The sequence below is a fragment of the Arthrobacter sp. zg-Y916 genome (assembly GCF_020907385.1).
In the GTDB taxonomy this organism is placed as follows: domain Bacteria; phylum Actinomycetota; class Actinomycetes; order Actinomycetales; family Micrococcaceae; genus Arthrobacter_B; species Arthrobacter_B caoxuetaonis.
The window spans coordinates 145,018-166,924 of record NZ_JAJJOD010000011.1; the positions used below are offsets into that span (position 1 = coordinate 145,018).

The window sequence follows — 21,907 nt, forward strand, 5'->3', positions numbered from 1 at the left end:
CGCTATTACGAGCTGGCCGGCGGAACCGGCAGCAACCCGCGATCAATCCCGTAGTTCCCTTTCACCATTCATTACAGTGTGAGCATGAGAGCTCGGCGCAAATCAGCGTTCAGAAACGCCCTGCGGGACCACGGAATCGCCGGCGCCTGGGGCTTCGCAGAAGCGACGTTTTTCTTTGTGGTGCCCGATGTGTGGACATCCTGGGTGGGGCTGCGCCGGCCGAAACGCGCGATCGGCACCACGGTCTCAGCCCTCGGCGGCGCAATGGCCGGAGGGGCAGTGACATATTGGTGGGGCCAGAAGGTAGCCGCAGACACCTCGAGTAAGGCGCTAACGAAAATTCCGGCGGTAACGGATGCCATGATCGGCGAGGTGGAGCAGGAGATCGCCGTGTCCGGCCCCGCTTCCCTGCTGCGGGGACCCACCCGCGGAGTCCCTTACAAGCTCTACGCGCGGGCAGCCGGACTGCAGCGGACCCCGCTCGTGGCATTCCTTGCCTGGAGCGTGCCCGGCCGAATGATCCGGTTCCTCGCGGTAACGGCGGCAGTATCCGGGATTGCCGCTGTGGGTCGCCGCAGGTTTCCTGGACTCTCTGAACGGCGCATCTCGACTGTTTTCTGGCTGTGCTGGGGCGCGTTCTACGCTGTATTCATTCCGCTGAAGTCCCGCCGTTCACGGGACTCTTAACGGAAAGGCCCCGGTTCCCTTGTAAAGGGAACCGGGGCCTTTCGCTTTTAACATTCTCTAGCCCGCGTCAGTGTCCGGTTTCTCCGGCGGGCGCCCGGCAACAGCAGCGCGGGTGTCACCGGATTCCTGCCCGTCCTTCTTCTTGCCGAACGGCAGGACTTTCTTCAGCGGGACTAGTGCGGCCATGACCACCAGGCCCCAGGCGAGTCCGAAGACCGCGGAGCAGAGCGTGTTCACGAGCCAGCCCAGGAAGCCTCCCACAACCGCAATCCCGGCCACGGGATGCTCCAGGAGATGGACGAGGTCGTACGGTGCGTGCCAGCCAAGGTCGTACGCGCCGACCAGCATGATGTGACCGCCCACCCAGAGCATGGCAATCGTTCCCACCAGCGTGATCGCCGCCAGCACGGAGGGCATTCCCTTGACCAGCAGGCCGCCAACACGCTTGCCGGCTGCCGAGTCCTTGGCTGCCAGGTGCAGGCCGATATCGTCCATTTTGACGATCAAGGCAACTGCGCCGTAGACGAGCACCGTGATTGCGATCGCGACGACAACCAGGATCATTGCGCGGACCCAGATCGACGCGTCAGCCACCTCGTTCATGGAGATGACCATGATCTCGCAGGACAGGATGAAGTCTGTGGTGATGGCACCCTTGATGACCTTCGACTCTGCTCCCGGACCACGTTCGACTGCTGGAGCCTCTGTGGCCTCATGGTGGCCGAAGAACTTGTGCCAGACCTTTTCCGCACCCTCGTAGCAGAGGTAGGTACCGCCGAGCATCAGGATGAACGGGATGACGCCCGGAATGAAGGCGCTGACCAGCAGCAGCGCAGGCAGGATGATCAGCAGCTTGTTGCGCAGCGAACCCCAGAAGATCTTCTTGATCATCGGCAGTTCGCGGGACGGGTCGGCACCGGAGACGTACTGCGGCGTGACTGCGGCGTCATCAATTACGACGCCGGCGGCCTTGGCACCCGCTTTGGCGGCTCCGGCGGCGATGTCGTCCACTGAGGCGGCCGCTATGCGGGCCAGGGCGGCGACGTCGTCCAGCAGTGCAACGAGTCCGCCGCTCACAGTCTGCCGCCGTGCGGGTTGGAGACGGACAGCTGTTCATGGGTGGCGCCCTTCAGGCGCGGAATTGCCATACCGGGATTATAGTTCCGCAGCGCCCTCTGCCGTGGCCATTTCCGTTGCCGCCCCGGGCCCGGGAAGCTACCTTTCATGGCGTGGACACATCATTCAGCGCGGAGGTGTTCGAGTGGCGCGGACCGCCGCCGTTCTATTGGGTGCTTCTGTCCGAGGACGCAGCTGACTACGTTCGCGGCTGCGCCTCCGAAGCCACGTACGGGTGGGGAGCAATCCCTGTCTGTGTCCGGATCGGGGATTCCGGTTGGGAGACCTCACTGCTGCCTCGCAGCGGAGGTTATGCCCTGCCCCTAAGGAAGGACGTCCGGTCCAAGGAACGGATAGCCGACGGCGATACGGTGGCGGTTGAGCTGAGCGTGGCTCCACGTGGTGGGCGTGCGGCCAACGGTATTGGTCATCCATTCCCCTAGCCGACGGCGTCGCGCGCGAAACGGCACACGCTACGCCTACCAGGCGGCACTCGGCGGAGTCCTCGTGGTCATGGAATGCCCCGACTCGAAACTCAGGCGGTCCAGAAATCCCGAATCGCCGCCGCCGCTTCCGCGCCCTGGCGCCGTCCGGCAGCCGACGCCGGAATCCGGGTGGAGCGCAGCAGCGGATTCACCCCAAATTCACGCAGGGCTGCCTCGTCCGCCTCCACCACGAAGGTGCTGCTGTGCTGCTGGAGTTTCGCCAGTGCCTGCGGCAGGCTGGGGCCGAACGGGCTCACGGGAGCCTCCGGTCCGGAGGCCAGCACCAGCACCTTCCCGTATCCCTCGGCCACGTCGGCATTGGTGGCCGAGCGCATCCCGCCGTCCATGTACTGCCGGCCGAGGATGGTGACCGGCGGCCAGACGGTGGGCACGGCGCAGCTGGCGGCAATCGCGCGGGCCAGCTCGACGTCGGACATGGCATCCAGCACCGTGAACGAGCCGTCCTCCGCATCCACCACCGCAATCCCAAACGGTTTGTCCGGCCACTGCTGCTGCGGCAGCAGGGAACGGATGCTGGACACCCACTCCCCCTCGGTCATCACCGCTGGAGTGGTGCGCGCCAGCTGGCCTACCCTCGCCCGGGCCGCCTTCTCATCGCCGTCGCCGCGTCCCGCCGTTGCCGTCAGCTCGATAAAGGCCTCGCTGCTGAACCCGCTCGGATCCTGGTACGGCGCATCGGTTCCCGGCCCAGCCAGCGCCGCCCCGGCGTCGTCGAGCTGTGCCGCCAGGACCTGCGGCAGCAGTCCGGCGCGCAGCGCCGCCCCCACCATCGACCCGGCAGAAGTACCCACCACCAGATCCGCGGCGTTCAAGTCGATGCCTTCCTCCAGCAGCGCCGCCAGCACGCCCATCTCCCATGCGATCCCCGCTACTCCCCCGCCGCCAAGGACAACCGCCCGTGTTTGGCTCATAGCTGCGCACTCCGTTCGTTTACGGCCCACTGCCCGGGAGTCTAGACCCGCCGGCCACCGAGGGGCAGCCGCGCCGCGTGTTTCTGCGCCGTCCGCTGCCGGTATTCAATAGAGGCATGGCATTACGCGTTCTGATGGTCGGCCGCAAGCACGAGGACTGGGTGGTTGACGGGATCCGCCGCTACGAGAAGCGGCTGAAAAAACCCTTCGACCTGTCCTGGATTTCCATCCCGCATTCCGCGCGGGAAAACGACGCCGCCCGCAAAGAGGAGTCGGAGCGGCTGCTGGCCAAGCTCGGCAGCGACTACGTGATCCTCCTCGATGAGCGCGGCAAAGCCATCACCTCGCCGCAGCTCGCGAAGACGCTGCAGAAGCCGCTGGACAATTCACGCAATGTCACGCTGATCATCGGCGGTGCCTACGGCGTGGACCAAAGCGTCCACGACCGCGCGGACTTCGTTTGGTCCCTCTCGCCCCTGGTCTTTCCGCATCAGCTGGTCCGCCTGATCCTCGCGGAGCAGGTCTACCGTGCACAGGAGATCGCCGCCGGGCGCCCGTATCACCACGAATAACCATCCGCCCCTTCCGTAACAATTTGGTGTGGTTCGGGACGGACCCGCGGTGCGGTTTGACCATGTCAATCGACAGGTTCAGGGTGAACTCATGAGAACCACGGCCGCCCGAACCCCGCTCCTCCTTTCCTCAAGCCTGCTTGTCGCCGCCCTGGTTCTGGCAGGGTGCGGAGGCAGCGACAATGCGGATGAGTCAGCGTCCCCCACTCCGTCGGCCGGCACGACGGCGGGCGCCTCACCGAGCGGCTCCCCGAGCGGCTCCCGCAACGCCACCGCGGCACCCGAAACGTCTGCGCCTTCTTCCGTTGAGGGCGCAGCACCCTGCACGGCAGACAAACTCTCCGCAGCGGTCGAAGACACCCCGGGCGGAGGTGCCGCCGGCAGCGTCTACCGCGACCTGGTGCTGACGAACACCTCCTCCGAGCCGTGCTCCACCTTCGGGTTCCCGGGTGTCTCCTACCTCGGGATATCAGGGACGCAGGTCGGTGCACCGGCTACCCGTTCCGGCGGGACCGACGCCGTGGCAGTGACCCTGGCTCCGGGGCAGTCCGCTGTTGCAACACTCCGCGAAACCCGCCCGGAGAATTACGGCGAGGAGTGCTCATCGGTGTCGGTTTCCGGGCTCCGCATTTTCCCCCCGGAAGACACTGCCCACCTCAACATCGCCCGTGCCGGATACGGCTGCAGCAACGAAGAAGTCGAGCTTTTGGAGGTCGGTCCGCTCACCGGTCCGCGCTAGCACAGGGCGCCTTCGTCACCCAATTCCAGCAGATGGCAAATTGGCCGTCGTGTTCCGCGCTTGGCATACTTATGGGCACTTGTGGCCCGCACCACCGTTCTTGTTCGGTGTGCGCGGGCCGTCCTGACCCTTACCGACGCGATACGGAACTGACCGGAACGGCTGCATGACTGACGAAACGTACAAGCTGATTGCCCTGCTCATTTATATGGCCGCCATGCTGGCCATCGGGTGGTGGGCCTACCGCCGCACCTCAAACCTGGATGACTACATGCTGGCCGGGCGGGGGCTGAAGCCAGGTGTTGCAGCACTCAGCGCGGGAGCCTCAGACATGTCCGGCTGGCTGCTGATGGGCCTGCCGGGTGCCATCTACCTCTCCGGACTCACCGAAGCCTGGATTGCCGTCGGGCTCACCATCGGCGCCTGGCTGAACTGGAAGTTCGTCGCCCCGCGGCTGCGCTCCTACACACTGGTGGCCAACAACTCGATTACGGTGCCGAGCTTCTTGGAGAACCGGCTGCAGGACCGCACGCGCGTGCTGCGCGTCGTCTCGGGCATCATCATTCTGGTCTTCTTCACCTTCTACGTCTCTTCCGGCATGGTGGCCGGCGGTGTCTTCTTCGAGAGTTCCTTTGGTTCCAGCTACACCACCGGCATGCTGATCGTGGGCGGAGTGACCATCGCCTACACCCTCTTCGGCGGGTTCCTGGGCGCGAGCTACACCGACGTGGTGCAGGGCCTGATGATGGTGATCGCCCTCATCGCCGTCCCGTTGGTGGGCATCTTCCTGGTGGGCGGGCCGTCCGGCATGGCCGAATCGCTGCGCGAAATCGACCCCGCCATGCTCAACCCGGTGGCCGGCACGACGGCGCTGGCCGTCATCTCTGCCCTCGCCTGGGGCCTGGGCTACTTCGGCCAGCCCCACATCATTGTCCGCTTTATGGCCCTGCGCTCCCCTGCCGACGCCGTAGCGGGCCGCCGGATCGGCGTCGGGTGGATGCTGCTGAGCGTCACCGGAGCCGTGTTCACCGCCCTGGTCGGTGCGGCCTGGTTCCAGCAGAACAACCTGACGCTGGATGATCCCGAGGCTGTGTTCCTGAGCTTGGCACAGACCCTGTTCCATCCGCTGGTGGCCGGGTTTGTGCTGGCCGCCGTCCTGGCCGCCATCATGAGCACCATTTCCAGCCAGCTGATCGTCACGTCCTCCGCCCTGGTGGAAGACCTGTACAAGATTGTGGTCAAGAAGGACGCCTCCCAGAGGCTGCTGGTAATGCTCGGCCGCGGTGCGGTGCTGGTCGTTTCCGTGGTGTCGATCCTGCTGGCGCTGGACCGCAGCAACTCGATCCTGGACCTGGTCGGCTTTGCGTGGGCGGGCTTCGGTGCGGCCTTCGGGCCCACCATCCTGCTGTGCCTCTTCTGGCGCCGGCTCACCGCAGCCGGTGCCCTCACCGGCATGGCGGCAGGTGCCGTGACGGCCTTCGCCTGGGGCAGCTCGGAACTCTCCTCCACCCTGTACGAGATCATCCCGGGCTTCGCCGTGAACCTGCTGCTTGCCGTCGTCGTCAGCCTGTTCACCCGGGCTCCGGCCGGAATGGACAAGAACTTCGATGAGGCGCGGGACCTCGCCCGGCGCGGTGCCGAAGATCCGGAAACGGTTCCTGCACGCTAACTGCTCCGTCTTCCGGTGCCAGGGGCTGGCCTGTCCGCGGGCCATCCCCTAAGGTCCGTCCCATGGACATCATCCTGGTTCCGGGTTTCTGGCTGGACGCATCATCCTGGTCGGGGGTCACTCCCGCCCTAAAAGCGGCCGGGCATACCGTGCATCCGCTGACCCTGCCCGGATTGGAGTCCGTCGAGGCAGACCGCAGCGGCATCGGCCTGCAGGACCACATCGACGCCGTGGTGCAGGCCATTGACGGCCTGGACCGCCCGGTGGTGCTGGTTGGCCATTCCGGCGGTGGCGGTATCGCCTACGGCGCAGTCGATGCCCGCCCGGACCGCGTGCTGCGCACCATCTATGTGGATGCCGGTCCGCTCGGCGAGGGCGCGGCGATCAATGACGGGCTGCCCGTCACCGGTGGAGAGGTACCGCTGCCGGACTGGGATGCCTTCGACGATGCGGACCTCATCGGGCTGACAGAGCCGTTGAAGGAGCAGTTTCGGGCCATATCGCGGCCCGAGCCGGCTGCTGTCACCCGCGACCTCCAGCAACTCTCCAATGAACGGCGCTGGGATGTTCCGGCTACCGTGATTGCCTGCGAGTTTCCCGCGTCGGTCCTTCAACAGTTGATCGAGGACGGGCATCCGTACGTGAGCGAACTTGCCCGGATCAGCGACGTTGACTTCGTTGACCTGCCCACCGGGCACTGGCCGCAGTTCACCCGCCCGGCGGAGCTGGCGCAGCTCATCCTGGCCGCTGTGGACGCCAGCGGTCCGGCTTAGCCGCCATCAGTCTTCGCCCTCGTCGTCCTCGTCGTCGTCCTCCTGGTGTTCTGCTGCCGGGATTTCCGTGAGCAGCATGGTGCCTCCCTGGTAAACCACCCGCCATTCGAACCGCTGTTTCCAGCTCCCGCGGGTGACCAGCCGGTCCCATCCCAGACCGTAGGGAACGTACCACTCCAACTGCCAGCCGGCGCGGAGCCCTGCCAGCGCTGATTCCACCTCCGGAAACGCTTTGTGCCGTGCCGCCTCCTCGCGCCTGCGGAAGAAGGATTCCGGAATCCAGAGCGCGAATCCGAGCAGGAAGCAGACCACGAGCAGGTATCCCGCTGCTTCTCCGATCAGCGGTGGAAGCAGCCCGCTCAGGAGCACCAGCAGAATGGCCGGGAGCAGCAGCACCCAGCTGGCGAGCATGAGCACCTGGGCCGTCATCCTCCGGCGCCGTGCCCGGGCCATCCGTGCGACGGCGGGACCGGTGACCTCCAAGGAACGAAGGGTGGCGCTGTCCATAATCCCCCTGTACGCGTGCTTGTTGCTGCAACCATCATCCTGCAGGCCGTCCCACGAAACGCGGAAATCAGGATCCGGGCGTGTATGGCAGCAGTTCCGCCGGGCTTTCCCGCGCGCATTTAGCCGGGAGCCGAACGGACCGGAGGTGAGCCCCGCCTGTCAGTGTGGTGGTGAACAATGGGTGCATGACGTCGGCAGGCAGAGTGCTCCAGAAGTTCACTCCCGCCACCCGGGACTGGTTCACGGGGGCATTCCCTGAGCCGACTGCTGCCCAGGTTGGCGCCTGGGATGCGATTTCGGGCGGTTCCAACGCTCTGGTGATCGCACCCACCGGCTCCGGCAAGACCCTGGCCGCGTTCCTCTGGTCCCTGGACCGGTTCATCGCCGACGCCGCTGCCCAGCCGGACGTGCCGGAAACGTCCGGAACCGGCCGGTCACGCGCCCCCAAACGCAAGACTAAGGTCCTCTACATCTCGCCGCTGAAGGCCCTCGGCGTGGACGTGGAGCGCAACCTCCGGGCACCCCTGATCGGCATCACCCAGACTGCCAAACGGCTGGGACTGCCGGCACCGTCCATCACGGTAGGGGTCCGCTCCGGAGACACCCCGCAGAATGAACGCCGGGCCCTCCTCACGCGCCCGCCGGACATCCTGATCACCACCCCCGAATCCCTTTTCCTGATGCTCACCTCGCAGGCCCGGGAGACCCTCTCCGAAGTCGATACCGTCATCGTGGATGAAGTCCATGCCGTGGCCGGCACCAAACGCGGCGCGCACTTGGCCGTATCCCTGGCCCGGCTGGACGCCATGCTGGACAAACCGGTGCAGCGCATTGGCCTGTCCGCGACGGTCGAACCGCAGGAAACGGTGGCCCGCTTCCTGGGCGGCAACGCTCCGGTGAAGATCGTCGCGCCGGAATCGCGGAAGAACTGGAACCTCACCGTGACCGTCCCGGTGGAGGACATGACGGACCTCGGCGGCGCTCCGGCCCAAGACACCGTTGAAGGTGGATTCGCCCCTCAGGCCAGCATTTGGCCGCATGTGGAGGAGAAGATCGCCGACCTCATTGAGGCGAACCGCTCCACCATTGTCTTCGCCAATTCGCGGCGCCTGGCCGAAAGGCTCACCGCCCGGCTGAACGAGATCCATGCCTACCGCCTGGAAGCAGCACAGGCCGCGACCGGAACCGACGGCATGCCTGTTCCTGCAGTACCCGCCCGTCCGCCGGCGCAGCTGATGGCCCAGGCAGGTGTCTCCGTCCGCTCGCGCCAGGAGGACACAGCTGTCGACGACGACACACCGGTCTTGGCCCGCGCCCACCACGGGTCCGTTTCCAAGGACCAGCGGGCCATGATCGAGGACGACCTGAAATCCGGCCGCCTGCGGTGCGTGGTGGCCACGAGTTCCCTGGAACTGGGCATAGACATGGGTGCGGTGGACCTGGTGGTCCAGGTTGAGTCCCCGCCGTCTGTGGCCAGCGGGCTGCAGCGCGTGGGACGCGCCGGCCACCAGGTGGGGGAAATCTCCCAGGGCGTGATGTTCCCGAAGCACCGCGGAGACCTCCTCAATTCGGCAGTCACCGTGGAGCGGATGCTTGCCGGGCAGATTGAGCCCCTCTTTATCCCTGCCAACCCTCTGGACATCCTGGCGCAGCAGACGGTGGCTGCCACCGCCCTGGGGAGCATCGATGTGGAGGAATGGTTCGACGTCGTGCGCAGTTCCGCACCCTTCGCCGGCCTGCCGCGTTCCGCGTTCGATGCGACCCTTGACCTGCTCTCCGGCCGCTACCCCTCGGACGAATTCGCCGAGCTGCGGCCGCGCATCATCTGGGACCGGACGGAAAACACCATTACCGGCCGCCCGGGTGCCCAGCGCCTGGCTGTCACCTCCGGCGGGACGATCCCGGACCGCGGGCTCTTCGGCGTGTACCTGGTGGGGGACTCTGAGGGAAAGAACAGCCGCCGGGTCGGTGAACTCGACGAGGAGATGGTCTACGAATCCCGGGTCGGTGACGTTTTCGCACTCGGAGCCACCAGCTGGCGGATCGAGGACATCACCCATGACCGGGTCCTGGTCTCCCCCGCCTTCGGCCAGCCGGGCAAGCTCCCCTTCTGGCGCGGAGATTCCCAGGGCCGGCCGGTGGAACTGGGCCGTGCACTGGGCAAATTCGTCCGCGAAATGGCGGGCACTTCAGAGCCCGCCGCGCTGGAGCGGCTGGCCGCCGTCGGGCTGGACGAGTGGGCCGCCGGAAACCTGGTTGCCTACCTCCGCGAGCAGCAGCAGGCCACTGATGTGGTGCCCAGCGACCGGACGCTGGTGATCGAACGTTTCCACGACGAACTGGGCGATTGGCGGGTTGTCCTGCACAGCCCGTTCGGCATGCCCGTCCACGCTCCGTGGGCGCTGGCGGTGGGCGCGCGGCTGCAGCAGCGCTACGGGCTGGACGGCTCTGCCATGGCCTCCGACGACGGCATTGTGCTGCGGGTGCCGCTGATGGAGGACGAACCTCCGGGCGCGGAGCTGTTCCTGTTCGAACCGGACGAACTCGAGGCAATCGTCACGGCTGAAGTCGGCGGATCGGCGCTGTTCGCCTCCCGGTTCCGCGAGTGCGCGGCCCGGGCGCTGCTGCTGCCCCGGCAGAACCCCGCCAAGCGCACCCCGCTCTGGCAGCAGCGCCAGCGCTCCGCCCAGCTGCTCGATGTCGCCCGCAAGTTCCCGACCTTCCCGATCGTGCTGGAGACCGTGCGCGAGTGCCTGCAGGATGTCTACGACCTGCCCGCGCTGAAGGAAATCGCGGCCGCCGTCGAGCGCCGCGAGATTCGGCTGGTGGAAACCACCACGCCGCAGCCGTCCCCGTTCGCGCGGTCGCTGCTCTTCGGCTACGTCGGGGCCTTCCTCTATGAAGGTGACTCGCCGCTGGCCGAGCGCCGGGCCGCCGCGCTGTCCCTGGACCCAACCCTGCTCAATGAGCTCCTCGGCCGGGCCGAACTGCGCGAGCTCCTGGACGCACGGATCATTGCGCAGACCGAAGCCGAACTCCAGCGGCTGGCACCGGACCGGCGGGCACGGGGCCTGGAAGGCGTCGCTGACCTGCTGCGCCTGCTGGGACCGCTCACTGCCGCTGAAGTTGCCGAACGGCTGGAACCCGCCGGTGGCGAAGGTTCCGAGCCCGCGACGGAGGACGACGCCGAGTCGTTGCTGCGCGAACTCGTCCGCGCCAACCGTGCCCTGCAGGCCGGGATCGCCGGGACCCAGCGCTATGCCGCGATCGAGGACGCTGCCCGGCTGCGTGATGCCCTGGGTGTTCCGCTGCCCATGGGGGTTCCCCTGGCCTTTGTTGAACCGGTACCTGATCCCCTGGGTGACCTGGTCGGGCGCTACGCACGCACCCACGGTCCCTTTACCGCCGCGGAGGCGGCCGCCCGGCTGGGACTTGGCGTCGCCGTCGTCACGGCAACACTGCAGCGGCTGGGCGGAGAGGGCCGGGTGGCTGAGGGCGAGTTCCGCCCCACGGAAGCGCAGGTGCTGGACGCGGCGTCGGGTGTGGACCAGTTCCCGCCGGCAGTGATCACGATGCCCGGAGCGCCGGCCGGCTCTGAATGGTGCGACGCCGAGGTGCTGCGCCGGCTGCGGCGTCGCTCCCTGGCAGCCCTGCGTTCCGACGTCGAACCCGTGGACCCGTCCACCTACGGGCGTTTCCTGCCGGTGTGGCAGAACGTGGGGTCCTCACTCAAGGGGCTCGACGGCGTCGCAACGGTGATCGACCAGCTCTCCGGGGTGCCGATTCCGGCGTCGGCGTGGGAGCCGCTGATTCTGGGATCACGTGTGCGTGACTATGCACCGTCGATGCTCGATGAACTTACCGCGACCGGCGAGGTGATTTGGTCCGGTACGGGATCACTGCCCGGAAATGACGGCTGGATCTCGCTGCACCTGGCGGAGAACGCGGCGCTGACCCTGAACCCTGATCCCGAGTTCGCCCCCTCTGACCTGCAGCGCCATCTCCTGGACCTGCTCTCCGGTTCCGGTGCCTACTTCTTCCGGCAGATCGCGGAGGCGGTGAACAGTACACCGCTGCAGGACGGCAGCTCCCTGCTGCCCGATTCCGAGATCATCACCGCGCTCTGGGAGCTGGTGTGGGCGGGCCGGATCACCAACGACACGTTCACGCCGGTGCGCTCCCTGCTCGCGGGCGGAAAAACAGCCCACAAGCAGCGGGCTTCGACGCCCCGGGCGCGCACCGCCCGGCTGGGACGGCTGGGCCGCACACCGCGGGGAACCCTGAGCAGCTCTTCGCTGCGGCTTGCCGGTGGGCAGAATCTGCCGGCACGCGGCCCGATGCCGCTGGTCGCCGGGCGCTGGAGCCTGCTGCCGGCGGTGGAAACAGACACCACGGTCCATGCCCATGCCACGGCCGAGCTGCTGATGGACCGGTACGGCATCCTCACCCGGGGTTCTGTTGCCAGCGAAGGTGTTCCCGGCGGGTTCGGGCTGCTGTACAAGGTGCTGGCCCGGCTCGAGGAAATGGGACGCTGCCGCCGCGGCTACTTCATTGAGCAGCTGGGTGCGGCGCAGTTCGCGGTTCCGGCAACCGTTGACCGGCTCCGCTCCTTCTCGCGGGAGAACCAGCTGGCGGTGCCCGACCCCCAGGCTGTGGCGCTGGCTGCCACAGACCCTGCAAACCCGTACGGCGCTGCCCTGCCATGGCCCTCCTCCGACGGCGGGCACCGTCCCGGCCGGAAGGCCGGTGCCCTGGTGGTGATGGTCGACGGCGAGCTGGTCCTTTACGTGGAGCGAGGCGGCAAGACCCTGCTCACCTACACGGACGACGCCGAGGCCCTGGTGCTCGCGGCCGCCGCCCTGGTGGGCATCATCCGGCGCGGCGCGGCGGAGAAGATGGCTGTGGAGAAGGCCAACGGCACAGATGTGCTGGACACCCCGGTGGCCACGGCGCTGATGGCTGCCGGGTTTTATTCGACGCCGAAGGGACTGCGCTACCGTGTTTGAGTTTTATGCCGGTCCGGAGGTGTGCAGTGCCTGAGGGGGATACCGTCTGGCGGGCAGCCCGTGACCTGCAGGCCGCCTTGGCAGGAGCCGAGCTGACCCGGACCGACTTCCGGGTTCCGCGGTTTGCGACGACGGACCTCAGCGGCCGCGTTGTCGAAGGGGTCGCCTCGCGCGGGAAGCACCTGCTCATCCGGATCGCTCCGGGTCCCGGCGATGATGAGGGCTGGACCGTCCATTCGCACTTAAAGATGGAAGGGCTCTGGCACATCTACAACCGCGGCGAACGCTGGCGCCGTCCGGCGTTCAAGGCGCGGGCTGTGCTGGAGACCGTTTCGCGGCAGGCGGTGGGGTTCGAGCTGGGCATCCTGCGTGTCTTGCCGCGCAGCGGAGAGGACGAGGCGGTCGGGTATCTGGGGCCGGACCTGCTGGGACCGGACTGGGATCCCGCGGAAGCCCTCCGGAGGCTGGAGGCCGTTCCGGAACGGCCGGTGGGGTTGGCGCTGCTCGACCAGCGGAACCTCGCCGGGATCGGCAACGTCTACCGCTGTGAGCTGTGTTTCCTGGTGGGGGTGCATCCACTGACTCCGGTGCGGGATGTACCTGACCTCCCCCGCCTGGTGGATCTTTCCAAGCGGCTGCTCGAAGCCAACAAGTCCCGCTCCCGCCGCATCACCACAGGACTTGCCGGCCGGGATCCGCTCTGGGTCTACAACCGTGAAAAGTGCGGCTGCCTGCGCTGCGGAACCAGGGTGGTCCACGAACTCGTCGGCGACAACGAACTCGAGCTGCGGGACCTGTACTACTGTCCGCGCTGCCAGCCGCCACCGGATCTCGGGGAGGCGGCCTCCGGCGCCGGTACCCTTGAAGGGTGATGCAATCCCCCCTTCCTGTACGAAACGGCGTCAATGCCACCCGGCTGCGCCTGCCCGGCGAAGGGCCGTGGGAGACCGCCATGGACTACGTCCTTGACCGCTTCGGGCACGTTGATCCGGACGGCATCATCGACCGTTTCGACCGGGGCGAGGTGGTGGGCCTGGGCGGAGCTGCTCTGACCCGCCGGACACCGCTGAGCGAACACACCTTCATTTGGTACTACCGCGAGCTGCCCCAGGAAGACCGCCTTCCGGTAGAAATCAGCATCCTGCACCAGGACGAGAACCTCCTGGTCGTGGACAAGCCACACTTCCTGCCCACGACTCCCGGCGGGATGTACGTCGCCGAATCCGCGCTGGTCCGGCTGAGGGTAGCCCTGGATATTCCAGACCTGATTCCCATGCACCGCCTGGACCGGATGACGGCCGGAGTGCTGCTGTTTTCCACCAACCCGGAAACCCGCGGCAAATACCAGGTCATGTTCGAGAAACGGCGCATCGAGAAGGAATACGAGGCCGTCGCTCCGGTTCGGGAGGACCTGGAGCTTCCGCTCACGGTGCGAAGCCGGATGATCAAGTCGCGCACCTACCTCCTGGCCCAGGAAGTGGCAGGCGAACCCAACGCCGAAACGCGGATCGAGCTGCTGGAAGAGTCCAACGGGCTCGGCCGCTACCGGCTGCTCCCGCACACGGGGAAGACCCACCAGCTTCGCGTGCACATGGCCTCATTGGGGATCGGCATCCTCAATGACCCGTTCTATCCCGTCCTCCTCGACCAGGCACCGGATGACTACACCCGCCCACTGCAGCTCCTGGCCCGCTCCGTGGAGTTCATGGATCCCCTGACACGGCAGACGGTCCAGTACCGCAGCGGCCTCTCGCTCGATGCCTTTCCGCCGGCGGCCGCAGCACCATAGCCGCTGCACCATAGCGCCGCGGGAAGCCTGGGGGAAGGCCTGACCTGCAAATAGACCCGCAAAAACCCTTCCGCGAACCTGCAGCCGCTGGCTAGGGTTGGGATTCGCATCGGGGCAGCGTCCCGGAACAGTCCACCGACTCAAAGGAACACGGCATGCTCCCCCGTCCAGCACGCCCCGCCGGAACCCCGCCGCCCCGCGTTGCCAGTGCCTTGGGGCCCGGCGCCGAAAAGCCGTTTGTTCCTCCGCTGGCGCCCGCGCCTCCGCCGGCCGCGCCGCCCACCATCCACACCGCGGCTGCGGCTGCGGGCACAGCCGGCCGGAGTGCGGTTCCGCGGCCGGCAAGAATCCCGGCATCCGCTGACGACGAGTTCACCCGTCTGCTTGCACACCCGCCAGCCGCCCTAGGAGAGGGACATCATCATCATCTGCGGGTCCCGTCCCGTGCCCGGTTCAACCCCCGGGTGTTCGCCGGTGCACTGTCGAGCACACTCTCCGGCAGTCCTGAAACTCTAGCCACGGCCCGGCGGATCACGGTCACGGCGGCAGTCACCGCCGCCTCGCCGGCCGCCTGGTTCCTGACCCGCTCGGCGAATGGCCTGCCCGTGCCGGCCCATGGCGCCGGGGATGTCCTCGATCCCTCCGGGTCATTTCTGGGGATGTTTGCGTGGGTGTGGATCCTCTGGGTACCCGTCTTTGCCGGCAGCGTTGCCTATGCCTGCTTCCAGTGGCTCCCGTCCCAGCGCGAAAACCCCCGCCACGCCTGGGCAGGACCGCTGACGGCAGCCGCCGTCGTGCTGGCCGTCCTGTGGCTGTGGGCGGTCCACACCGGAAATCCCGCCGCTGGGTTCGGGCTGGCGGGAGCACAGGTCGGCCTCGGACTCACTTCCATCCACCTGACTGCCTCGCGGCCCGCCGGGAGCCGCCAAGAACGGCTGTTCACCAACGGCCCGCTGGCGGTCTTCCTGGGGGTCTCCATCCTGGCGCTGCTGGCATGCCTGGGAAGCTGGCTGACGCAGCAGCAGGCCGACGCCGGAGGCTGGGGCGCAGAGGCCTGGACACTGATCGCACTGGTCTCGGTGGTTATCGGGGTGACCACCATCTGCATGACGGACCGCGGCCAACTTGCCGTCGCCTGGAGCGTGGTCCTCGGACTGGCCGGAATGGGCCTGGCCCGGCTGCTGGAGGAGCCGGGCGCCGTGTGGCCCGCCGTCGGAGCCTTTTCAGCCGCGTTCCTGATCCTCGTGTCCGCCGGTTCACGCCGCCATCAGGTCGATCACGCGAGCAGGAGGGCGCAGCGCGAATGGCTCACAGCGGAAGCCAGCGCCCGCGCTGCCGCCGAAGAACCCGAAGCTGCTCACACTTAGCCACTTGTTCCACCGCGTGGCGCATGTTCATTGCCGCGCGGCGGGCCTGTGAATTTTCCACGCCGTACTCGTTGGCGGGGACCATGATCCGGAGGGTAATCCGGGGAACACCCGAGACGATGTCCAGCTGGTTGGCCTCCACATGGTGGCTCGCCTCCAGCGCCTCCACGGCGGCGTCCATCACCGCCTCCGGAGCATTTCCGGGGCGCAGCCCGAGGATGTTCAGCTGGACACGGAAGGAAGGCATCCTCCAACGTTAGCCGGGTGCGGCGGGAGGGCTTTGCCGCGTGCCCGCCCTTAGAGGGCCTCGTCATCGGGATTGAAGGAGGAGAGCGGGTCGCCGCCGGCATGGGCCGGATCGTCGCTGCCATCATCCAGGGGATCTGCGGTCGGGTCTCCGAAGTCAACGTCGCGGGCTGCCTCGCCAATGGTCGGTTCTTCGGGCGGAACCTGCGAGTCACCCTCTTCGTAGCGCTCTTCGCGCGTCTCGTCGCGCAGCGTCTGGTCCGACATTTCGCCGGGCTGGCCCGCCAGCGGTTCCTCGTTGACCAGGGGGTCATCCTGCCAGGCATCGGGGTTGTCTTCGGCAGCACCTGGATAGGTCAGGTCCTCCGCGTCCATGAGCTCGTCTTCGTCCAGGAGCTCCTCGCCGGATACGACGCTCAGCTCATCAGGTGTTACCACCTCAGCCAGATCATCGGCCAGGGCAGGGTTGTCGCTGTGGTCCGGGTTCTGTTCAGTCATCTGCAGCTTCACCTTTCGATCGGAACGTGCACCTCAAAACTAAGCCTACTGATTACTGACCGGGTGCACCACTTGGCCGCACCCGGCGGCCCTTAGCGCAGCGCCGAGACTCCGGTGATCTCACGTCCGGTGATCAGGGTGTTGATCTCGTAGGAACCCTCGTAGGTATAGATGGCCTCGGCGTCGGCGAAGATCTTGGCCATCCGGTAGTCGGTGACGATCCCGTTCCCGCCCAGCAGCCCCCGGCCCAGGGAGACGGTTTCCCGCATCAGCCTGCTCGCATAGGACTTGGCCAGTGCCGCGCGCGCCATATCCCCGCGGGTGTATCCACTCCCGGAGAGTCCGCCGTAGCCGCCCTGTTCCAGGTCGCTGACCCTGGCCAGCATCCCGGTTGAGGCCACGGTGTTGCCCAGCATCCGCACCAGCTGTTCCTGCACCAGCTGGAATCCCGCGAGCGGCCGGCCAAACTGCAGGCGTTCGACGGCGTAGGCACGGGCGACGTCGAACGCCGCCAGCTGCTGCCCTACGGCCTGCCACCCCACCATGATCCGTGAGCCGCGCAGCAGGTGCTTGGTGTCATCGAAACTGTCGATCCCGGCGAGCCGGTCCTCTTCGGCGACCCGGACCTCGGTGAGCTCGATGTCCGCATTCTGCACGGTGCGCAGGGCCGTCTTGTTCTCGATGCGGCTGCGCTTGATTCCCGGCAGGGAGGCATCCAGCAGGAACCCCCGCACCTCCCCGGTTGCCGGTTCCCTGGCCCAGAGCAGCATCCAGTCGCAGAACGTGCCGTTGCCGATCCAGCGCTTGGTCCCGTTCAGGACCCAGGTGCCGCCGTCGCGCACCGCCGTGGTGGCCATGCCGCCGGCGACGTCGGAGCCGTGGTCCGGTTCCGTCAGTGCGAAAGCCCCGGTGATCTTCAGGGCCTGCGCATCCGCGAGGAGCCGCGAGCGCTGCTCCTCGGATCCGAAGGCGTGCAGGCCTTCCACAAACAGGTCGTGGTGCACCATGAAGAAGGTGGCGATGGACGTATCGGCGCGTGTCATCTCGGCAATCACCAGGCCGGCGAAGAGCGGACTGTAGCCGCGCTGGACCGGGGTGGAAAGTCCCAGCGAGGCGAGCCCGGGCAGCAGCTCAACCGGGAAGTGCGCTTCATTCCACCACCGTGTGGCGTGAGGGGTGACCTCGGCCGCCAGGAAGGCGCGCAGTTCAGCCAGTTTGGCGGCTTCCGCGTCGCTGAGCAGGTGTTCGAACTGGAGAAAGTCAGCGTCGGGGAGCATCTGCACGCCCTACTTCGGTCCCATCCGAATGGCCCCGTCCAGGCGGATGGTTTCCCCGTTCAGCATCGAATTGCCGATGATGTGTTCCACCAGCGAGGCGTACTCATCCGGCCGCCCCAGGCGCGAGGGATGCGGGATCTGCGCGGCGAGCGAGTCCTGCGCGTCCTGCGGCAGGCCCGCCACCATGGGTGTTTCAAAGATCCCCGGCGCGATTGTCACCACACGGACCAGGTGCCGGGCCAGCTCCCGGGCCAGCGGCAGGGTCATGGCAGCAACTCCGCCCTTGGACGCGGAGTAGGCCGGCTGGCCGATCTGCCCGTCGAAGGCCGCCACCGACGCCGTGTTGACGATGACGCCGCGCTCGGCTGTCCCGCCGTCGTCCGTCACCGGTTCTGTTTCCGCCATGGCGGCAGCGGCCAGCCGGGTGACATTGAAGGTGCCGACCAGGTTGACCTGGATGACCCGGGTGAAATCCTCCAGGGGCAGCACCCCGTTCCGGCCCAGGACCTTGCCCGGGGTGCCGATGCCGGCGCAGTTCACTGCCACGCGCAGCGGCGCAGCGGCCATGGCGGCCTCGACGGCGCCCTGCATCTGCTCCGGGTCCGTGACATCACCGGGCACGAAATGTGCGTTGTCCCCCAGCTCGCCGGCGTACGCCAGCCCGCCGGACTGCGGCAGGTCCACCAGGACCACCTCGGCACCGGCGTCGAGCAACCGGCGTGCAGTGGCCCGCCCCAACCCCGAAGCTGCTCCTGTGACTAGGGCCGAAGCGCCGGATAACTGCATTTGTCCTCCTGGGATGGTGGGGGCGGGTCTGTACGCGGTCCACTGAGCCTACTGTGACCGGGGGCACACCGCATCCCGGCGCGTGGGGATCGGATGTCCCGGCACGGTGTCCGTGCGTCCGCGCCGGGTCTAGGGTGGTTCGCATGCCATCCCCACACATGCTCCGGTCCGCGGAGCTGAGAGCCGACACGGCAGCCCACATGGTGACCACTGCGTTTGGCGGCAGGCTGTTCGGCATTCCCGGCACGCATCTTGCCGCCGTCCGCGCACCCCAGCCGCTGCCGCGCGGATCATCACCGTGGCATTACTGGTGGCAGGCGCACTATGCCGATCTCCTGGTGGATACCGGCCTGCGCAACCGCACCCGGCTGGCCGATATGGACCCGATTGACCTGGCGGACACCTTGGTCCGCACCATCCGCCTGCGCAACTACGGCCGCTGGACCAACCACTTCTATGACGACATGGCCTGGCTGGTGCTCGCTGCCCTGCGTCTGGATTCCCTGCCCGGTCCCCCGCGCGGGCCCAAGCCGCGCCACCAGCGGCTCCGGGACACCCTCGGCTCGGCGCTGCGGTCTGCGCACACACCGGAATTCGGCGGCGGTCTTTATTGGAACCGCAGCCGCAACTTCAAGAACACTCCCGCAACGGCTCCGGCGGCACTGTACTTTGCGCGCAGCGGAGACCGGGAACGCGCCCAGAACCTCATCGACTGGCTGGGCAAGACCCTGCTGGACCAGGACACCGGGCTCTATTTCGACGGCGTCCGGCGTTCCGGCGGGCAGGTGAGCGTCGAAACTGCCTTGTATACCTACAACCAGGGTCCCGTTCTCGGTGCACTGCTGGAACTGGGCGGGGCCGCGAACCTGGAGCGGGCGGCGGACCTGGTCCGTGGGACTGCGGCGCATCTGGCCCAGGACGACGGCGGCGGCCCGGTACTGCGCACCCACAACAGCGGGGACGGCGGACTCTTCACGGGAATCCTCTGCCGGTATCTCGCAGAGGCAGCGGCGGCGCCGACGCTGGATGAATCGGCACGGCAGCTCGCGGGCAGCCTAGTCACCACGTTGGCGGAGCGGCTGTGGCAGGGCCGTGCCACCCGCAACGGGCTGCCCGTTTTTTCGCCTGATCCGCGCAAATCCGCTGATGAAAGCTATCCCCCGGGGGGCGCCGTCGAACTTTCCACGCAGCTGCAGGCCTGGATGGTCCTGGAGGCCGCCGTCCGTGTGGTGCGCGTGGAAGCGGTCCGGGGAGTTCGGGAAGAAAGCTAAGGCCTGCCTGCTTTCCGGGGGTGCTGGGAAGCGGCGGCAACCGGGTCCAGGTCTGCGAGCTTCAGCAGGTGCCGGGGGTGATCAGGGAGCGGGAACGAGCGCTCGACCGCGAGGTTCCGGCCGACCCTCAGCACCTCTCCGGAGTCCATCAACCGCCAGTTCGGGTTCTTATCCATCCGCTCCGTCGCGATCATGACCGAGGGCCTGTTTTCCTGCTCCAACTCGTCGCTCTTCACGCTGATCCGTGACGAACGCTTGGCCTCGTGCGGGCCATCTCCGCTTTCCTGCAGCACGTACAAGGGGTGGGTATCCGGATACCGCACCGCATACAGTTCCTCCGGCGTGGTGATGACCAGGTTCACGGCGTACAAGTGCAGGTTCTCCGCAATCCACGTCAGGGCCCTGGCAATCGCCTGGCCCATGTCTCCGCCGTTCTCCCGGGCGATCCCGGTGATCAGGGCGAAGACCCGTTCGCTGTCAGTCTGGCCCTGCACGAGGTCCATCACCTCAAGCTGGCGGAGCCGGTCATCCAGTGCGCCGAGGTCCTGAACCACTCCGTTGTGCGCCAGCAGCCGGTTGTCCTGCAGGAAGGGGTGCGTGTTGACCAGCGCGGCTCCTCCCGTGCTGGCGTAGCGGACATGCGCTACGAACGTTTCGGCTTTAAGCGTGCGGGCTGCCGACGCATAGGCCGCATCCTCGTAGGCTGCGATGGGCGCCTTGTCCACCACGGGCTTTTTCCCTTGGAACACCCCGATCCCAAAGCCGTCGGCCATCCGGCGGCTCTGCTCAGCCAGGCTGTCCGGGGCAGTAAGCAGCCAGAAAGTTGCCGTCACCGGGGAAAGGCCTGCATGCATTCCAAATAGCCGGCACATGGTGGACTCCTAGTCGGGAAACTGCTTCTGCGGATAGAACGTTTCACGGCGGCCCAGCATCTGCACAAAACGGGCGATGTTGCGTTCCCGCGCTTCGCGGGTCTTGAGCATGCCCAGCCGGTAGCCCAGCGCAAACCGGTTCTGGGAGGAAAGGACGTCAAACATGGCCTGCGCCTGCGCGTCTTGGGCGATGGCTTCCAGGAGATCTGCGGGAATCTCCATGCTGGCGGGGCCGGCATAGGCTGCATCCCAGCGCCCGTCTGCCTTCGCCGATTCCACGGCGTCGCGCCCGGCCGGGTGCATCCGTCCCGCTGCCTCGAGCCGCCCGATGTGCCCCACATTGCGCAGGGACCACATGCTCTTCGGCCCCCGCCGCGTGTAGCGCTGCCGGTAGCTTTCGGCGTCCCGGCGGGCCGCCTGCCCGTCGATCCAGCCGAAGCACAGCGCCTCGTCGAGCGCGCTCTGATAGGTCAGGGCCGTGACGTTTCCGCCCCGCTTGCCTATGACCAGCCAGACCCCTGCCGAAAGGAGATGGTGTTCTTCCAGCCATTCCCGCCACGCCGCAGCATCCGGAAGCAACAGTTCCGGCAGCTCTGTCTTCATGCGCTTAAGCGTAGGCTCCGCGTTTAGCAGCCGGAAGGTCAGGGACCATTCAGCCCTTGGCCGAAGCCGAGCGCGTCAAATGACTAGTACTCCCGCTTTGGGGTAGAACACTCCTATGAACGTTCGCACTCCTGACCCGTATCCCGGCTGGCTTTCGGAGGAGGACCTGCACGAAGCACGGCAGCGGCTCCCGATGGTCTACGTCGAGGCCGTCCCGGTCCGGTGCGATCCGCTGGGCTACGTCACCGAAGTGGGACTGCTGCTCCAGGCCACACCGGAAGGCCGGATGGTGCGCTCCTTCGTTTCGGGGCGCGTGATGTACCGCGAAACCATCCGCGCGGCGCTGCTGCGGCATTTGGAGAAGGACCTCGGACCGCTGGCACTGCCCCAGCTGCCGCCCAGCCTGGTTCCGTTCACCGTCGCCGAGTACTTCCCCTCCCCCTCCCAGACCGGGCTGACCGACGAACGCCAGCACGCCGTCGCGCTGGCGTACCTCATCCCGGTGACCGGCGAATGTGATCCCCGCCAGGACGCCCTGGAGCTGTCCTGGCTGACTCCGGAAGAAGCCCTGAGCCCTGCCGTCTACTCAGAGTTCGCCGGCGGGCGCGGAGACCTGCTGCGCCAGGCCCTGGCCTCAGCGGGCTGGGGACGCTAGGGCGTTACCAAGTCTTTATATACTTTTGGTCCGAGTGTCCTAACGCGAAGGAACAGC

21 protein-coding genes are annotated in these 21,907 nt (G+C 67.0%); 12 read left to right on the top strand and 9 right to left on the bottom strand.

Translation table 11 applies throughout. From position 1 onward, the window contains the following. Positions 1-84 precede the first annotated feature (84 nt). Positions 85-687 (top strand): hypothetical protein, encoded by a 603-nt coding sequence (locus LOC59_RS15885; RefSeq protein WP_229973044.1) that lies wholly within the window; start codon positions 85-87, stop codon positions 685-687. 57 nt (positions 688-744) lie between these two features. On the opposite strand, the gene LOC59_RS15890 is transcribed toward LOC59_RS15885, so the two are convergent. Further along, a complete protein-coding gene (locus LOC59_RS15890) occupies positions 745-1,764 on the bottom strand; it encodes a DUF808 domain-containing protein (protein ID WP_229973046.1) in 1,020 nt (339 codons plus the stop codon). A gap of 38 nt (positions 1,765-1,802) precedes the next feature. Between LOC59_RS15890 and LOC59_RS15895 the strand changes: the two genes are divergently transcribed. Beyond that, positions 1,803-2,246 carry a DUF1905 domain-containing protein gene (locus LOC59_RS15895; RefSeq protein ID WP_229973048.1) on the top strand — a complete coding sequence of 148 codons (444 nt, stop codon included), beginning with the start codon at positions 1,803-1,805 and terminating at the stop codon, positions 2,244-2,246. Between the two features lie 92 nt (positions 2,247-2,338). Here LOC59_RS15895 and LOC59_RS15900 read toward each other — a convergent pair whose 3' ends face one another. Next, positions 2,339-3,220 carry a patatin-like phospholipase family protein gene (locus LOC59_RS15900; protein ID WP_227916880.1) on the bottom strand — a complete coding sequence of 294 codons (882 nt, stop codon included), beginning with the start codon at positions 3,218-3,220 and terminating at the stop codon, positions 2,339-2,341. A gap of 116 nt (positions 3,221-3,336) precedes the next feature. Between LOC59_RS15900 and rlmH the strand changes: the two genes are divergently transcribed. The 4 genes from rlmH to LOC59_RS15920 all read left to right on the top strand — a co-directional run bounded on the left by rlmH (position 3,337) and on the right by LOC59_RS15920 (position 6,973). Further along, entirely contained in the window at positions 3,337-3,792 is a 456-nt protein-coding gene (gene rlmH / locus LOC59_RS15905; RefSeq protein WP_227896231.1) for a 23S rRNA (pseudouridine(1915)-N(3))-methyltransferase RlmH, read from the top strand. 91 nt (positions 3,793-3,883) lie between these two features. Then, on the top strand, positions 3,884-4,531 hold the full coding sequence (locus LOC59_RS15910; RefSeq protein WP_227916881.1) for a DUF4232 domain-containing protein: 648 nt from the start codon (positions 3,884-3,886) through the stop codon (positions 4,529-4,531). A 166-nt stretch (positions 4,532-4,697) separates the two neighbouring features. Then, positions 4,698-6,200 carry a sodium/proline symporter PutP gene (gene putP / locus LOC59_RS15915; RefSeq protein ID WP_227916882.1) on the top strand — a complete coding sequence of 501 codons (1,503 nt, stop codon included), beginning with the start codon at positions 4,698-4,700 and terminating at the stop codon, positions 6,198-6,200. A gap of 62 nt (positions 6,201-6,262) precedes the next feature. Then, positions 6,263-6,973: an alpha/beta fold hydrolase gene (locus LOC59_RS15920; protein WP_227916883.1), complete on the top strand. Its 711-nt coding sequence runs from the start codon at positions 6,263-6,265 to the stop codon at positions 6,971-6,973. A gap of 6 nt (positions 6,974-6,979) precedes the next feature. Here LOC59_RS15920 and LOC59_RS15925 read toward each other — a convergent pair whose 3' ends face one another. Continuing rightward, on the bottom strand, positions 6,980-7,480 hold the full coding sequence (locus LOC59_RS15925) for a hypothetical protein (protein ID WP_227916884.1): 501 nt from the start codon (positions 7,478-7,480) through the stop codon (positions 6,980-6,982). Positions 7,481-7,665: 185 nt separating this feature from the next. Between LOC59_RS15925 and LOC59_RS15930 the strand changes: the two genes are divergently transcribed. From LOC59_RS15930 to LOC59_RS15945, 4 genes are all read left to right on the top strand, one after another. Further along, positions 7,666-12,486 carry an ATP-dependent helicase gene (locus tag LOC59_RS15930; protein ID WP_227916885.1) on the top strand — a complete coding sequence of 1,607 codons (4,821 nt, stop codon included), beginning with the start codon at positions 7,666-7,668 and terminating at the stop codon, positions 12,484-12,486. A 26-nt stretch (positions 12,487-12,512) separates the two neighbouring features. Then, on the top strand, positions 12,513-13,358 hold the full coding sequence (locus LOC59_RS15935) for a DNA-formamidopyrimidine glycosylase family protein (protein ID WP_227916886.1): 846 nt from the start codon (positions 12,513-12,515) through the stop codon (positions 13,356-13,358). After that, positions 13,358-14,275: an RluA family pseudouridine synthase gene (locus tag LOC59_RS15940; protein WP_227896355.1), complete on the top strand. Its 918-nt coding sequence runs from the start codon at positions 13,358-13,360 to the stop codon at positions 14,273-14,275. Before LOC59_RS15935 ends, LOC59_RS15940 begins: the two co-directional genes overlap by 1 nt. Positions 14,276-14,430: 155 nt before the next feature. Then, complete coding sequence (locus LOC59_RS15945) at positions 14,431-15,642, top strand: hypothetical protein (protein WP_227896238.1); 1,212 nt, start codon at positions 14,431-14,433, stop codon at positions 15,640-15,642. On the opposite strand, the gene LOC59_RS15950 is transcribed toward LOC59_RS15945, so the two are convergent. The 4 genes from LOC59_RS15950 to LOC59_RS15965 all read right to left on the bottom strand — a co-directional run bounded on the left by LOC59_RS15950 (position 15,584) and on the right by LOC59_RS15965 (position 18,449). Beyond that, a complete protein-coding gene (locus tag LOC59_RS15950) occupies positions 15,584-15,889 on the bottom strand; it encodes a hypothetical protein (RefSeq protein WP_227896239.1) in 306 nt (101 codons plus the stop codon). The two genes, LOC59_RS15945 and LOC59_RS15950, sit on opposite strands and share 59 nt — an antisense overlap. Positions 15,890-15,939: 50 nt before the next feature. Further along, positions 15,940-16,386 carry a hypothetical protein gene (locus LOC59_RS15955; RefSeq protein ID WP_227896240.1) on the bottom strand — a complete coding sequence of 149 codons (447 nt, stop codon included), beginning with the start codon at positions 16,384-16,386 and terminating at the stop codon, positions 15,940-15,942. Positions 16,387-16,478: 92 nt separating this feature from the next. Then, positions 16,479-17,663 (bottom strand): acyl-CoA dehydrogenase family protein, encoded by a 1,185-nt coding sequence (locus LOC59_RS15960; protein ID WP_227896356.1) that lies wholly within the window; start codon positions 17,661-17,663, stop codon positions 16,479-16,481. Positions 17,664-17,672: 9 nt separating this feature from the next. Continuing rightward, on the bottom strand, positions 17,673-18,449 hold the full coding sequence (locus LOC59_RS15965) for an SDR family NAD(P)-dependent oxidoreductase (protein ID WP_227896241.1): 777 nt from the start codon (positions 18,447-18,449) through the stop codon (positions 17,673-17,675). 143 nt (positions 18,450-18,592) lie between these two features. Between LOC59_RS15965 and LOC59_RS15970 the strand changes: the two genes are divergently transcribed. After that, positions 18,593-19,720, top strand: a complete 1,128-nt coding sequence (locus LOC59_RS15970) for a glycoside hydrolase family 76 protein (RefSeq protein WP_227916887.1) — start codon at positions 18,593-18,595, stop codon at positions 19,718-19,720. Here the strand turns inward: LOC59_RS15970 and LOC59_RS15975 are convergent. Beyond that, positions 19,717-20,592, bottom strand: coding sequence for a class II glutamine amidotransferase (locus tag LOC59_RS15975; protein ID WP_227896243.1), 876 nt, complete (start codon positions 20,590-20,592; stop codon positions 19,717-19,719). The two genes, LOC59_RS15970 and LOC59_RS15975, sit on opposite strands and share 4 nt — an antisense overlap. 9 nt (positions 20,593-20,601) lie before the next feature. After that, on the bottom strand, positions 20,602-21,195 hold the full coding sequence (locus LOC59_RS15980; RefSeq protein WP_227896244.1) for a YdeI/OmpD-associated family protein: 594 nt from the start codon (positions 21,193-21,195) through the stop codon (positions 20,602-20,604). A 115-nt stretch (positions 21,196-21,310) separates the two neighbouring features. Here LOC59_RS15980 and LOC59_RS15985 point away from each other — a divergent pair, with 115 nt between their 5' ends. Further along, positions 21,311-21,850 (top strand): NUDIX hydrolase family protein, encoded by a 540-nt coding sequence (locus LOC59_RS15985; protein ID WP_227896245.1) that lies wholly within the window; start codon positions 21,311-21,313, stop codon positions 21,848-21,850. Positions 21,851-21,907: the final 57 nt, after the last annotated feature.